The organism is Flavobacterium notoginsengisoli (assembly GCF_014207905.1).
Taxonomy (GTDB): domain Bacteria; phylum Bacteroidota; class Bacteroidia; order Flavobacteriales; family Flavobacteriaceae; genus Flavobacterium; species Flavobacterium notoginsengisoli_A.
The window spans coordinates 217,751-233,276 of sequence record NZ_JACHLB010000002.1 but is presented as its reverse complement, the minus strand read 5'-3'; the positions used below and the strand labels follow the sequence as shown (position 1 = coordinate 233,276).

At 33.1% G+C, this 15,526-nt stretch carries 12 protein-coding genes; 2 read left to right on the top strand and 10 right to left on the bottom strand.

The annotated features are described in order from the left end of the window. Positions 1-8: 8 nt before the first annotated feature. Entirely contained in the window at positions 9-374 is a 366-nt protein-coding gene (locus tag HNP35_RS07940; protein WP_184160122.1) for a hypothetical protein, read from the bottom strand. Between the two features lie 1,012 nt (positions 375-1,386). On the opposite strand from HNP35_RS07940, the gene HNP35_RS07935 reads away from it, so the two are divergent. Beyond that, positions 1,387-1,566: a hypothetical protein gene (locus HNP35_RS07935; RefSeq protein ID WP_184160120.1), complete on the top strand. Its 180-nt coding sequence runs from the start codon at positions 1,387-1,389 to the stop codon at positions 1,564-1,566. Positions 1,567-1,617: 51 nt separating this feature from the next. After that, positions 1,618-3,378, top strand: a complete 1,761-nt coding sequence (locus tag HNP35_RS07930; RefSeq protein ID WP_184160118.1) for a tetratricopeptide repeat-containing sensor histidine kinase — start codon at positions 1,618-1,620, stop codon at positions 3,376-3,378. Positions 3,379-3,462: 84 nt separating this feature from the next. On the opposite strand, the gene HNP35_RS07925 is transcribed toward HNP35_RS07930, so the two are convergent. The 9 genes from HNP35_RS07925 to HNP35_RS07885 form a co-directional block, all read right to left on the bottom strand. Then, positions 3,463-4,911, bottom strand: coding sequence for a TolC family protein (locus HNP35_RS07925; RefSeq protein ID WP_184160116.1), 1,449 nt, complete (start codon positions 4,909-4,911; stop codon positions 3,463-3,465). Next, positions 4,904-8,071, bottom strand: coding sequence for an efflux RND transporter permease subunit (locus tag HNP35_RS07920; protein WP_184160114.1), 3,168 nt, complete (start codon positions 8,069-8,071; stop codon positions 4,904-4,906). Before HNP35_RS07920 ends, HNP35_RS07925 begins: the two co-directional genes overlap by 8 nt. Before the next feature lie 114 nt (positions 8,072-8,185). Then, entirely contained in the window at positions 8,186-9,268 is a 1,083-nt protein-coding gene (locus HNP35_RS07915) for an efflux RND transporter periplasmic adaptor subunit (RefSeq protein WP_184160112.1), read from the bottom strand. A 174-nt stretch (positions 9,269-9,442) separates the two neighbouring features. Beyond that, complete coding sequence (locus HNP35_RS07910; RefSeq protein WP_184160110.1) at positions 9,443-9,823, bottom strand: hypothetical protein; 381 nt, start codon at positions 9,821-9,823, stop codon at positions 9,443-9,445. Positions 9,824-9,976: 153 nt separating this feature from the next. Next, a complete protein-coding gene (locus tag HNP35_RS07905) occupies positions 9,977-10,381 on the bottom strand; it encodes a GNAT family N-acetyltransferase (protein WP_184160108.1) in 405 nt (134 codons plus the stop codon). 120 nt (positions 10,382-10,501) lie between these two features. Next, positions 10,502-11,116, bottom strand: coding sequence for a tetratricopeptide repeat protein (locus tag HNP35_RS07900; RefSeq protein ID WP_184160106.1), 615 nt, complete (start codon positions 11,114-11,116; stop codon positions 10,502-10,504). A gap of 142 nt (positions 11,117-11,258) precedes the next feature. Next, on the bottom strand, positions 11,259-11,651 hold the full coding sequence (locus tag HNP35_RS07895; protein WP_184160104.1) for an ACT domain-containing protein: 393 nt from the start codon (positions 11,649-11,651) through the stop codon (positions 11,259-11,261). 6 nt (positions 11,652-11,657) lie between these two features. Further along, positions 11,658-13,535 (bottom strand): M1 family metallopeptidase, encoded by a 1,878-nt coding sequence (locus HNP35_RS07890; RefSeq protein WP_184160102.1) that lies wholly within the window; start codon positions 13,533-13,535, stop codon positions 11,658-11,660. A 394-nt stretch (positions 13,536-13,929) separates the two neighbouring features. Next, on the bottom strand, positions 13,930-15,510 hold the full coding sequence (locus HNP35_RS07885; RefSeq protein WP_184160100.1) for an NADP-dependent glyceraldehyde-3-phosphate dehydrogenase: 1,581 nt from the start codon (positions 15,508-15,510) through the stop codon (positions 13,930-13,932). Positions 15,511-15,526 lie beyond the last annotated feature (16 nt).

Genomic DNA, 15,526 nt, shown 5'->3' with positions numbered 1-15,526 from the left:
AACCATTCTTACTGAAGCCTAAATTTATAAGGCTGTTTTAAAATTCCGATATGCACTTTACCATTGTTTTTTAAAAACGCCGTAACCAGAACATATCTTTCTTCTGGATAACTTATGGTATAACTAAAGGTCGTATCTTTCGTTTTAACCTCAAATAAATGCTTTCCTTCGTCTGAAACTGACAAACCTATGGTTTCGTAAGTTGGCAATGCATTTGTGGCTTTTAAATTAAGATCTTGAATTTTCTTTTTATCTAGAAATACTTCCAGCTTTAAATTATCTAATTTCATATTGGTTGGCTGTTCAAATGATACTACATATTTTTTACACCCAAAAGTGCATAATATAATTCCTAAAAGGAGAAGCTTTTTCATAAAAATACTTTTAAATGAGTCGTTATTAGAACCAAAAATCTCTTTTAAACTTTTATAAATATAGAGAATTTATAACAAAATAAAGCTGATAAAAAAGGGAAGTTTTATGCCACTTAAAACCAGCATTTTATAGACGAAAAAAAATCAAAAAAAAGATAAAAAAAGTAGCTAATTTATTGAAAAACATTAGGTTTATAGAATATTTTTTCTTATCTTTATAGTGTAAATAACAGTAAATATATGCCGAAAAACAAACTTTTTAAAAGCCAAAATTACACTTCAAAAAACTACTCTTTTAAGCATTTTTTTCAAAATGTTTTTCAATCAAATCTTTTTTCTGTACAAAATATAAATTGGCAGAAAATAGTTGGACAAATGCTCCAATTTCAATCTTAATTAATTTTTGAGGATTTATTTTCTGAACTCTTTTTAAGAAAATAATCCTTTTTAATCAAACGAAAGATTTCCTTTTCGGGAATTTCTTTTGATTCTTCATGTCTATTATTCACCAAAATCATTTTTATATGCCATTATTTTTTACTTCAGAAATTCATTCTTTACCCACAATTTCAATTTTTGGTTCAATTCTATATTTTTTAATGATTTGAAACCAACTTTTCACAGACTTTTTGCATCTATTAAAATAGAGATTAGTTTCAGCTTCAATAACATTTAACAACCAAAACAAGCTTTATAAATTAATTTTTCTGGGAATTCTTAGGAATCTCTGGGAAATGCAGGAATTCTGGGAATCCCTTATCAACAAAGGCCTCAAAGTGCCTTTCCTTTGCATCAGAAATTAGTTCAAGTTTTGTCTGCAGACTAAAACGATATGTGAAACTAGTTCTAATTAACCTTGTGAAAAACCGTAAGACCGAGTTTATTCGGGAAGTATAAATTACGTCTTACAGTTCTACACAACTACTTCCCTTAAAACAATTTGGTGTCGCCAAAAAAGCTCTGGACAAGTCCGGACAGCCACACCTATGTCTAATTTCTAAATTAAATTAAAATGAAAAAATTTACACTATTGTTCGCTTTTGCGATACTTTTTACTATATTTTCTTGTACTCCTGATGAGTACGAAACTCAGCCAACGAAAAAAATCGAAAAACCAATCGATAAATCTCGCGCTGATGGTGACGATGGACCTGGAGATACAAAACCACCTATCAAACCACCTACTGAATAAATATATTTTTAGTATGGAATTAATTACTATTTTCGGGGAAAGTAAATTTATATGTTACGGTCCCCGATTTTTTATTTTATAATAGTCCTTTTTATTTCTTCTTGTGAAGAAAAAAAGACTATAACCCCTGAGACCAAAGCTATACGAAAAGAGGCATTTTCACTAAGAGAAAAAGCAGATGAAAACTACCAAAAACAAAATTTCAACACTGCCTTTTACGAGTTTAGTAAATCTAAAGCAATTTTTGAATCATTAAAAGATAGTCCAACTTCTTCAAAAGATAGCGCCAATATTGGATATATACTCATTCAAATGGCATCAATACAACAAGTTAATGGTGATTATTATGGTAGCAAGGAAACAGTAACAGAAGCACTACCTTTCGTTAAAAACAACAAGAACTATATTAGCTGTATAAATAATCTATTAGGAATAGCAGATAAAGAACTTTCTCTTTATGATGATGCCATTTATTACTATAGAGAGTCTGTTAAATATTCTAAAGATCTTGCAGAAAAACAATACCCTTTAAGCAATATTGCTGCTCTTTACATTCAGCAAAAAAAATACAATAAAGCCATTTCAATTTTAGAATTTCTACTAGAATCTCCTTTAAGCAAAAAAATATTAATGGAGAAAACTAAAGTGAATACAAAAGCCACATACCAAGATAACTTAGGTTATGCCTATTTTAAGAATGGAAATGAAGAAAAAGGATTTGATTTAATGCAAGAAGGGCTTCGACTTAGAATTGAAAACGAAGACACTTACGGAAGCATTGAAAGCTACTTACATCTTGCTGATTATTACTCCAAAAAAGACCTTAAAAAATCAGATGAAAATGCTCTTAAAGCATATACCATTTCGACAAAACTAAATAGTGTTGATGAAAGATTAGAAGCGCTTCAAATTTTAATCTCAAACAACAACAGTCCGCAAGACACCAAATATGTTAAAAAATATTTTACGCTAAACGATAGCATTATTAAAGTTAGAAACAACTTTAAAAATAAGTTTGCTAAAATTAAATACGATTCTAAAAAAGAAAAAGACGAAAACGAAAAGCTTCGTTTAGAAAAAGCGGAGAATCAATTATCATTACAAAGAGCTAGCTATATGCGTATCGTATTTGCGATTGTTTTTGTTTTCTTGGTTATTTTAATTGCTATTCTAATTCGTTACTTTAAAAACAAAAACAAGGCAATAGAGTTAAAAACTTCATACGATACTGAAACCAGAATTGCCAAAAAAATTCATGACGAATTGGCTAACGACGTCTTTCAAGTAATTGCTTTCGCAGAATCACAGCCTTTGTCTACAGAAAACACTAAAGAAAACCTGCTTCAAAAATTAGATGATATTTACGGGCGTGTAAGAGGAATTTCGAGAGAAAACAATAGTATTGATACCGGAATAAATTTTACCCGTACGATAAAAGAAATGCTTTCTGCTTATAATACCAAAGAAAGAAACATTATGGTAACCAATTTAGAGCAAATAAATTGGGAAACTATTGATGATATGAAGAAGATAACGATCAGCCGTATTTTGCAGGAATTAATGGTTAATATGAAAAAACACAGTGGCGCCAATCTTGTCGTTATAAAATTTGAAAGCGATCAAAAATCAATCTTAATCAATTATATGGATAATGGCGTGGGTTGCGAAAAAAGTACGATTGTAAAAAATGGTCTTCAAAACATGTCAAACCGTATTCTCGCCGTCAACGGAACTTTTGATATTGAAACAGAAATCGGCAAAGGATTTAAAGTCAAAATAACAATGCCAGAACAGACACAAATTAAGGCTTAGAATTTTTCTTTTAATTATAAAAATTTAAAAAGCCTTTCAGGATTACTCCCGAAAGGCTTTTTCACTACAAATTAATTGGCAAAATTATTTCCATCCGCCGCCCAAGTCTCTGTAAACATGAACCGCAGCATTCAATTGCTCTTTTTTAGTATCTACTAATTCTAATTTCGCTTCTAATGCATCTCTTTGTGTCATTAAAACCTCGAAATAGTCAACTCTTGCCGATTTAAACAAATCGTTTGAAACATCTATAGAAGTATTTAACGCATCAACTTGTTTCGATTTCAAATCGTAACCTTTTTGCAAATTATCAATTTTAGACAATTGGTTTGAAACTTCTAAATACGCATTTAAAACCGTACGATCGTAATTGTATAATGCTTGCAATTGTCTCGCATTGGCACTTGCAAATTCTGCTTTGATTGCATTTCTGTTAATCAAAGGAGCAACAAGATCTCCAGCCAATGAATATAAAAGCGATTCTGGCATTGTAAACAAATAAGATGGTTTAAAAGCTTGTACTCCAATTGCAGCTGTAATATCCAATGACGGATAAAACTCTGCACGAGCTACTTTTACATCTAATTTTGCTGCTACTAACTCTAATTCAGCTTGTTTTATATCTGGACGATTCTCTAATAATTGAGAAGGAATTCCAGAACTAACAGCCGCTGGTAATAAGCTTAAGAAATTATTATTGTTTGTTCTTTTAATTTCCTGAGGATATCTACCCAACAAAAAGTTGATTTTATTCTCAGTTTCTTTTATTTGCTGTAAAATATCAAACTCCATGCTTTGTGAAGTTAGAACTTCAGCTTCAAACTTTTTAACTCCCAATTCGGTTGCTCTTGCAGCTTGTTTTTGAACTTTTACAATTTCTAAAGCGTTAGTTTGCAATTTGATTGTTTGTTTTACAATATCCAATTGATTATCTAAAGCTATTAATTCGTAATAAGAATCGGCAACTTCTGCGATGAGGTTTGTAATTACAAAGTTTTTACCTTCAACTGTAGCTAAATATCTGTTTAAAGCCGCTTTTTTAGAATTACGCAGTTTTTTCCATATATCTACTTCCCAATTTGCGTAAGCAGAAATAGTAAAATCTCCTAGTGGATCTGGAGTTTCTACACCAGGTTTAATTTCTGTCGTAGCATCACCAGCACCTTGACTCGTGTATCTTCCCACTTTTTCTACTCCAGCGCCAGCGCGTAAGCCTGCAGTTGGCAATAAAAGTCCTTTTTTTACACGAATATCATTCTTTGCAATTTCGATTTCCTGCAAAGTAATATTCAGTTCCTGATTATTTTTAAGAGCAATATCTATTAAATCTACAAGATTTTGATCTTTAAAGTAATCTTTCCAGTTTAATGCTGCTGTATTATTGTTTGCATCCTGAGTCTGAGTCATTCCAAACGAATCTGGAACTGGCGCAGTTGGCGTTATTGCTGCCTCAGGTGCAGGGGTTTTACACCCTGCAACTGTAAGACATACAGCCAATGCAATACTATATTGATATGTTTTGAATTTATACATGATTGTTGTCAATTTCTTCTGTTAATGGATTTTCTTCTTCATGTTTTACCAATTTGTATCGCTCAGCAATTTTGGCAAAAATGTAATACAATCCCGGAATTACAAATACTCCACAAATAGTTCCGATAAGCATACCTCCTGCTGCAGCAGTTCCGATTGTTCTGTTACCAATTTTACCAGGACCACTTGCAAAAACAAGCGGAATTAATCCGGCGATAAAGGCAAACGAAGTCATCAAGATAGGACGGAACCTTGCTTTTGCACCTTCCATTGCTGCCTCTAAAACAGTTCTTCCAGCTGCGTGCCTTTGTATCGCAAACTCTACAATCAGTACGGCATTTTTACCTAATAATCCAATAAGCATTACCATGGCAACCTGTGCGTAAATATTGTTTTCTAATCCTGCGATTTTCAATAAAAGGAACGCTCCGAAAATACCCGCTGGCAACGAAAAGATTACTGACAATGGCAAAATAAAACTTTCGTATTGCGCTGCTAAAACTAGATATACAAATCCTAAACAGATTAAGAATACCCAAATAGCTTGATTCCCTTGTGCTACCTCATCGGCAGAAATACCTGCCCAGTCAATGTCATAACCTCTTGGTAATTTTTTTGCTGCAATATCCTGAATCACTTTAATCGCTGTTCCAGAACTGTATCCTGCTGCTGGCGAACCACTAATTTGCGTTGAGGTATACATGTTGTGACGTGTAATCTCCGAAAGTCCGTATACTTTTTCTAATCTCATAAAAGCAGAGTAAGGTACCATTTCATCACGATCGTTTTTCACATACAATTTCAAAATATCGTCTGGCTGTGCACGATACTCTGGCGAAGCCTGCACAATTACTTTATAGTTGATACCGAATTTGATAAAACTAATTTCATAATTACTACCCACAAGAGTTGACAACGTATTCATCGCATTTTCGATAGAAACTCCTTTTTGCTGAGCCAAATCATTGTCTACTTTCATCATATACTGAGGGAAACTAGAGCTATAGAAACTAAATACGTTAGATAATTCTGGCTGTTTGTTTAATTCAGCAACAAAATCATTATTTACTTGCTCCATTCTCTTATAATCTCCAGAACCTGTTTTATCTAACAAACGAAGCTCAAATCCTCCAGCTGCTCCATATCCAGGTACCGCAGGCGGTTGGAAAAATTCGATATTTGCACCAGTGATATCTTTACATTTTTCCTCCATTTCATGCATGATCTCCACAACAGATTCTTTTCTGTCATTCCAATCTTTAAGGTTCACCAAACAAGTTCCTGAGTTTGCACCAGTTCCTTCAGACAGAATTTCGTAACCTGCCAACGAAGAAACAGATTTTACTCCATCAATCTCTTCAGCAATTTTTTGAACTCTCTCTGCAATATTATTTGTTCTTTCTAAAGACGAACCTGGAGGCGTCTGAATAACGGCATAAAACATTCCCTGATCCTCATTCGGAATAAATCCAGAAGGAACATTACTACTTATAATCCAAGTTCCTGCACAGAAAACTAAAAGCGCTACAATAGTAACAACTCTTCTGTTTACAATTTTACCTAATAGATTTTGGTATTTTCCTTGTGCTAAATTGAATTTTTCGTTGAAAGCATCAATAAATCTATTCGCAGGTGTAGTTTTTTTAGGTTGTCCGTGATTATTTTTTAACATCATTGCACAAAGCGCTGGTGTCAATGTTAAAGCCACAATACCAGAAAGAATAATCGCAGTTGCCATTGTTACAGAAAATTGTCTGTAGAATACTCCAACTGGACCAGACATAAAGGCTACTGGAATAAATACTGCCGCCATAAGAAAGGTAATTGCAATAATTGCCCCCGCGATTTCATGCATTGCTTTCTTAGTTGCTTTGAATGGCGACAGATGTTCTTCTTCCATCTTGGCGTGAACGGCCTCGATAACTACAATCGCGTCATCGACGACGACCCCAATGGCTAATACTAACGCAAATAGTGTAATTAAGTTCAACGAAATATCGAAGAATGTCATGAATACAAATGTTCCTACCAATGAAACGGGTACTGCAATTGCAGGAATAACAGTTGAACGCCAGTCTCCTAAGAAAAGGAATACTACCAAACCTACCAGAATAAATGCTTCAACTAAGGTGTGAATTACTTTTTCAATAGAAGCATCAAGGAATTTAGAAACGTCATATGAAATTTCGTAATCCATTCCTTTTGGAAATCTTTGTTTGATTTTTTCCAGTTTTGCTTTTACTTCTTCAATAACTTGATTCGCGTTACTTCCAAAAGATTGTTTCAATACAATTGCCGCAGAAGGTCTTCCATTCAAATTAGAATAGATATCATACATTGAACTTCCAAATTCAACTTTTGCAACATCTTTCAGTCTTAAAAGCTCACCATTTGCATTTGCTTTTACAACAATGTTTTCATATTGCTCTTTTGTTGTAAAACGTCCAGAATATTTCAATACATACTCAAATGCTTGAGAACGTTTACCAGAACTTTCTCCTGTTTTACCTGGAGAAGCCTCCAAACTCTGACTAGATAATGCTTCCATTATTTCGTCAGCAGAGATTTTATACGCTAACATACGATCTGGTTTCAACCAAATACGCATGGCATATTCACGTGTTCCTAAGATATCTCCAGAACCAATACCATTTACCCTTTTCAATTCAGAAAGAACGTTGATATCAGCATAGTTATACAAGAACTTCATGTCGGTATTTTTGTCTGTACTGTAAAGGTTTACATACATCAACATACTTGGAACTTCTCGTGTAATTTTAATACCTTCTCTAATTACTAAAGGTGGAAGTTTATTGGTTACCGAAGCCACACGGTTTTGAACGTTTACCGCAGCTTGATTAGGATCTGTTCCTAAGTTAAATACCACTTTAATTGTTGCTTCACCATCATTTCCGGCGTCAGAAGCCATATATTTCATTCCTGGAACTCCGTTTAAGGCTCTTTCCAAAGGAATAACAACCGCCTTAACCATCAATTCACCGTTAGATCCAGGATAATCTGCTGTAACATTCACCATTGGTGGTGAAATCGTAGGGAATTGAGTAATTGGTAAGCTTAATACCGACAATACCCCTAAAAAGACAATTATCAGCGATATTACTATCGACAGAACAGGTCTTTGAATAAATTTATTAAACATTTTAATATCTTTTAAATGATTAAACTTATTGAAGTTTAAAATTGTTTCACGTTTCACGTTTCAGGTTCTGTACGTAACTTGAAACCTTAAACTTGAAACTTTAGAAACAAAAAACTATTCTGCTTTTAAACGTAAATGATTGATTACCTCTTTTGGAGATTGGTACTCGTATTTAATTTTGTCGTTTTCTTTTACTTTCTGAACTCCTTCAAGCAAGATTCTGTCATTTTCAGAAATACCACTTTTAACTACGTATAAATCAGGAATTTCTCCAGTAATTGTAATTTCTCTTGAACTTACTTTGTCGTCTTTACCAACAATGAAAACATATTTTTTATCTTGAATTTCGTAAGTAGCTTTTTGTGGAATCACAATAGCATTTTTCAACGGAACATTCATCTGAACTTGTCCTGTTTCACCGTTTCTAAGTAGTTTTCCAGAATTTGGGAATCGTGCCCTAAAAGCGATATTTCCAGTTTCGTTGTTGAATTCACTTTCTATAACTTCAACATTTCCTTTTTCTTTGAAGATGTCTCCATTAGCCAAAACTAAATTCACTTTATTGTCAGCACGATCTTTAATATTCGTTTCATAACTAATGTATTCTGGTTCAGAAACATTGAAATAAGCAAACATCTGACTGTTGTCTGAAAGGCTTGTCAATAATTCTCCTTCATCGATTAAACTTCCTAATTTTAATGGAATTCTATCGATTGTTCCGTCAAACGGAGCTCTAATTTCTGTGAATGATAAATGTAATTTTGCCAATGCAACTTCAGCTTTTGCTGACTGTAATTTTGCTTGAGCTGAACTCAATTCGTTTTTAGAAACGATATTTTTATCTGCCAATAATTTTGAATTTTGCAATTCAATTTCTACTGATTTTTGTTCTGCCTGCGCTTTAAGCAATTCAGACTGATACATGTTTGGCATAATTTTAAACAACAGCTGCCCTTTTTTTACAAACTGTCCTTCATCGACATATATATTTTGTAGAAACCCTTTTTCTTGGGCACGCAGTTCAATATTTCGAACCGATCTTATTTGTGAAACATATTCTTTTGTGAATGAAGTATCAATTTTTATCGGATTAGTAACCGTAAATTTTTCAACTTCTTCTTTTTCTTCTTTTTTAGATGTACAGCTCGTTAAGCACACCAAGGCCATTAAGCCTGTGAAAACAATGATTTTTTTCATGATTTAGTTTGGAAATTAAGCTTATGAATGCTTTTGGAATAAAAATTCCTTTTGGATGTTAAAATGCATCAGTCAGCCTTAGTCCAGACCTTAAAAGTCATATAAGCGGAAGTAGAAAATATACAACAGCAGATACGCAGATCGAAACCCAGGTAACCGATGTATACTTTAAAATCAAATTCTTAATACTTGTTGAGTAATGTATAAAGGATTTGAATGCCCTAAAACAGGCGTAGAATTTTTAAAACGATTGAAATCATTCGCAGCAGACTGATCTGAAAGTGCCAGATATAAGGTGTCTACCAAACTATACGAAGCAGCAAAGAACTTGTTCGTAAGTACATTAGTATCATCATTTCCTAAAAGATCCTCTTCAAGATCGATATCTGTAGCATCTTCAATAGTTGAAGATCCACGATCCTGATTAGTGAATTTTACTCTATGTTTTTGAACATGATGATTTTTATGAGGACCAAAAGTATTTGCATTCAAATATTGGCCTCCGCCAAACAGAAGCATATTCATGAATACTAAAAATACTATTAACTTTCTCATTTCGGTGCGAAAGTAATAAAAGATTGGAACAAAAAAAATAAAATAAGAAAGTCTTAACATTGAATATCAAACGAAAACGTTTTCAATAAAAAACAAAATAAAACAAAGGACTCGAAATCCTAAAAACAAGTCACAACACTAAATATCAACAACTTATAACAAAATTTCCATTATAGTGTATTCTTGTCCTGCTTTGGTAAAAACCTCTTCAGTATCAACCATTCCGAATTTTTCGTAGAATTCTTTTTTTTCTTTTCTGGCGTTACACCATATTTTTTGCAGTTTTTTTTCTCTTGCAACCTCAAAAATATATTTCAATAAATGAGAAGCAATTCCTTTTCCTTGATAAGATTGTAATGTAGCTAATTTTCGAAACTGCATTTCATTATTCGAAATAAAACAGGAAACAATAGAAACTAATTTATCATTTTCAAAAACACCATAATGCAGTCCAAAATTATCTTCTTCTAGCTGAACAAATTCAAAAGGTTGGTCTGGCCACATTACTTCGTGTCTAATCTGCCAAGTATCTGATGCTTTGATGGCTTTAATTTCCATTTACAATTAATTTCAAGTTTTGCCAAAAATAAACTATTTCGTTGTGAGTTAGAAAGGCTAAATCTTTTTTATCCCTTTTTAATTCTTCACAAAAAAAGGGAATCAGCTGATTCCCTTTTTTTATATTTTAACGTAGTAACTTTCTTCGTTATCCATTTTTATTTTTTCGATTCCATTTTCGGTTTTAACCGCCACGTTAATAACGTGGAGTACATTTGCTTTTTCATCTAAAGTACAATTCCAGATTGTGCCGTCTGAAAGTATTATTTCCGAAAACAACGATACGGTACTATTCGCATCATTATAAATTAGATTTTCTGCTTTTAGAAGCTTCTTTTCTTTCGTTTTTTTATCTACTTCATAAAACAAAATCTGATCTTCTTTAATTTCAATTAGTTCTTCAACTGCAGATTGTTTTTCATCAGTTGCGGCAGTGCTTGCCCAAACTGGTTTATTTCCTGATTTTTTCCATGTACCAAGAGCTTGATCAAGCACTTCTTTTCTTAGAACTTGACGTAAAGTATCTACTTTGCTACTTGATTCTTGACCAATTTCATTTTCTGGTTTAATGTTAGCAGCTAAGGAAAATAAGTCAATAGCTTTAACAAAATCAGCTTTTTTGTAGTAGGACACAGCTAATTCGTATTTGCTTTTCTGAAACACTGTTTTTTGATCATTCTGTCCGAAAAACTTTAGAGTAATCAAAAAAACGATTAGGGGGAATGTTTTTTTCATTAAAATAGTGTTTGATTAGTTAATTTGCAAACCTACTTTTTTTGAATAAAGTTTCCTACTTTTTTTTGATATTTTAAATCACTTAAAGCAAAAAGAGAATCCAAAATATTGAATTCTCTTTTTGTTTTACTGTAATCTTTTATTAATTAGAAAATAAATTCAGGATTTCGATCGCTTTTTCTGCATCTTTTTTATTTACAAAAATATGATCGTGATAATAGGCCGCTACAACATTACAGCTAATTTCATTTTCTGAAAGTGCTTTCGAAAATGCCACTGTCAGTCCAACTGCTTCTAATGATGAATGCACTGTAAGTGTTATCCAAGACATTATAACCGAATAATCTAACTGTAGAGAATCTGCAATATCTTTTTTAAGGATTAAAGTTATTGCTTCTTTCTCCTTAAAAAACATTTCAATTTTATCTAAATCTATATTTTCAAGTTTTTCAACTTTACAAAAAACATAATCACCAGAGTTCAATTCAGGTTTCATGCTTTTTAGTAATTGTTGTAAATCTTTCTCTCCAGACATTTTAAATTATTTTACTGATAGTATATTATTACTTGGAGTTGCATCCATAAAAATACCTCCGTCAAGTTCTATCTGTTCGATTTTTTTAGTGCTCTTCAAAATAATTTTAGCATTTTTTGGACTCTTTTCCCAAATTGCTGGAGTCTGGTGTATTGTTGCTTTCGTATTATCAGCATAAGTAATAATTACATCAAAAGGAATAGCAAAACCACCAACATTTTCTACAGTAATCACTTTCTTGTCTGGAGAAATACCTTTTATAGCAATATCTAAATAATTATTAGTGAAAAACCAGTTGTTAAAAAACCAATTCAGATTTTTTCCTGTTGAGGTATTAAATGAATTAAAATAATCCCATGGAATTGGGTGTTTTCCATTCCAAGTTTCCATGTAATCATGAAGTGCTTTTTTGAATAAATCATCTCCTAATAAATCTTTTAAAGCTAAATAAGAAAGAGATGCTTTTCCATAAGAGTTATTTCCATAACCCGCTCCAGAAACTTGTGTAGACATTGAAATAATAGGCTGATCTTCTTCTGTAGAACGGTCATTTATATATCCTTTTACTCTAAAATCTTTATAAAACTTATCTGCAGCTTCTTTACCATGTTCAGCAATTCCGATTAAATATTCAAAAGTTGTTGCCCAACCTTCGTCCATAAAAGCGTAACGTGTTTCATTGATTCCCATATAAAAAGGAAAATAAGTATGAGCTACTTCATGATCTTGTACCAATTGCGCAAACACAGGATCTCCCATTTGCGAATCGTTACACATCATTGGATATTCCATATCTGCGAAACCTTGGAAAGCCGTCATTTTTGAAAATGGATACGGAACTCCAGGCCAATTGTTAGAAAACCAATCCAATGCATATTGATTATTTTTTACTGAATTTACGAAATCAGTTCCTGTAACATTGTACGCTGCCTGAACACTTGCGCGACGATTTGTTTTTTTGTCTACAACAACACTGCTGGCATCCCATAAATAATGATCGCTTAAACCAAATGTTACATCCGAAATATTTTTAGCTTCAAACTTCCAAACATTCCAATCGTATTGTTTAGTTACGATGCCGCTCTTCATTTCTTGTTCGTTTGCAATATGAAGAATTTCATCTGTAGTGTATGATTTTTTTAAACGTGAAGCAAATTCCGGTTGCAAAACCTCGTCTGGATTTAATAAATCTCCAGTCGCATATACCACGTAATTTTTTGGTGCTTTTACAGAAAAAACATAATCATTAAAATCATTATAAAACTCCTGACGATCTGTATGAGGCAATCTGTCCCAACCATTATAGTCATCAAAAACTGAAACACGAGGATAACTGTATGCTACAAAAAAGGTTGTTTCATCAATCTGTCCTTCTCTTCCACTCTCTTTAGACAAGGGATAATTCCACTGAATGTTTAAAGTTATTTTAGAATGCGGCGCGATTGGTTTTTTCAACTTTACATTTCCGAAAGTCCCCCATTTTCTTGCATCTTCTTTATAGATTTCATTTTCTATTTTTAATGAAGTAATGGTTAATCCGTCGCTTAAGAAATCGTCACTTACTTCACTTCCACGTGGTGAAGAAGGTTTATGAAGATTATTTACAAAACGAATCACTAAATTTCTTAATGTATCCTGGCTGTTATTTTCATAAATAATGGTTTCGGTTCCGCTTACTAATCTCGTTTTTGGATCAACTGAGATTTCCATGTTGTATTTTCCGCGATTCTGCCAGTAGTTTTTGCCTGGTTTTCCATCTTTAGAACGTGTTCCATTTGCATATGCTTGTTTTATATTTCTTGGCGTATAAAGTTCTTGTGCAAAGGTATTTTGAGTAAAAAGAACAAATGCTAGTACTGCAAATTGCAATATTTTCTTTTCCATAAGTAACTCTTAAGTATTTTAAATTAGTTTTTGATAACGTATTAGTGGATTTTTTTCTACGAATGTTACAAATTTAGTTATTAATTGTGAACTGTAAATTGTTAATGGTGAAATGTGAAAAGTTAGAGGAGAGATGGAAGAGGAAAGATGGAAGAGGAAAGATGGAAGAAGAAAGATGAAAGATGAAAGATGGAAGATGAAAGATGGAAGATGGGAAAAAGCTTCTGTTTAATTGAAGTCTTTGTTCTTTATTCTTTATTCTTATCTCTATCTCAACACACAGAAAAAAACTTAGAACCTCAGCACCTTAGAACCTTAGCATCTTAAAAAATAAAAAACCGTCTGCCACAAAAAGCGACAGACGGCATCTACAATTAATATATAACTTGAATTATTAAAGAATATAATCGGTATTAATAAAGTTCGATTCTTTGCTGTTTAGTAATTCTTGCAAAATCTCATTATTATAATCGATATCTTTTGAAGCTACAAACGTACGGATTGAGAAAGAACGCAAAGCATCTGGAATACTTAAAGTTCCTACAGCAGAATCTTTTCTTCCTGTAAAAGGGAATGCATCTGGCCCTCTCTGACAAGAACTGTTGAGGTTAACTCTGCACACTAAATTTACCAAAGCGTCAATAAGCGGTGCAAGCGTTTTGATGTCTTTACCAAACAAACTTACTTGCTGTCCGTAGTTTGATTCGGCCATATCTTTCAATGGTTCTTTAATATCTTTGAATGAAAGAACTGGAACAACTGGTCCGAATTGCTCTTCGTGATACACACGCATTTCTTTGTTTACTGGGAATAAAACGGCTGGAAAAATATAATTATCGGTATGCTTTCCTCCTTTTTCATTGATGATTTTTGCTCCTTTAGAAGTTGCGTCATCAATTAATCCCTGAATATAACTTGGTTTTTCCGTTTCTGGAAGCGGTGTCAAAGAAACTCCTTTTTCCCATGGATTTCCGAAAACTAAACTGTCTACTTTTTCAGCAAAACGTTTGTTGAATTCTTCTCTGATAGATTCGTGAACGTACAATACTTTTAAAGCCGTACAACGCTGACCATTGAAAGACAAACTTCCTGTAATACATTCTTGAATAGCCAAATCTAAATCGGCATCTGGAAGAATAATAGCTGGATTTTTAGCTTCTAAACCTAAAATCAAACGCAATCTGTTTTTGTTCGGATGCTGATCTTGTAAAGCAATTGCCGATTTACTGTTTCCAATTAATGCCAAAACATCAATTTTTCCAGATTTCATAATTGGCGAAGCCACTTCACGGCCTCTTCCGTAAACGATATTAATTACACCTTTTGGGAAACTGCTTCTAAACGCTTCCAATAATGGAGAAATACATAAAACACCATGTTTAGCTGGCTTGAAAATTACAGTATTACCCATAATCAAAGCTGGAATTAGCAACGAAAATGTTTCATTTAAAGGATAATTATATGGCCCAAGACACAACACAACTCCAAGAGGTCCGCGGCGAATCATGGCGTTTACACCTTGCACTTTTTCAAAATGCGAACTGCGTCCGTTTAATTCTTTGTAGCTTGCGATTGTATCGTAAATATATTCTACAGTTCTGTCGAATTCTTTTTGCGAATCTCCTAATGATTTTCCGATTTCCCACATCAAGTATTTTACTACTTCTTCGCGGGTTTCTTTCATTTGTTTCACAAAATTTTCCATGCTTTTAATACGATCAGCAACTTTCATAGTTGGCCATAATCCTTGCCCCATATCGTATGCATTGGTAGCAGCTTCGACAACTTCTGCCGCTTCTTTTTCTCCCATAAAAGGAATAGATCCTAATAAGGTTGGAGAATATTTCTCTGTAGAAGAAATAGTAGAAAACACAGGTGTGGTTTGCCCTGTCCATTGTTTCAATTCTCCGTTTACAAGATAAGTGTCTTGGTTTATCAGCGTATTAATCTGATATTCTTCTGGTATAAAACTCATAGTTTGGTTATTTAAT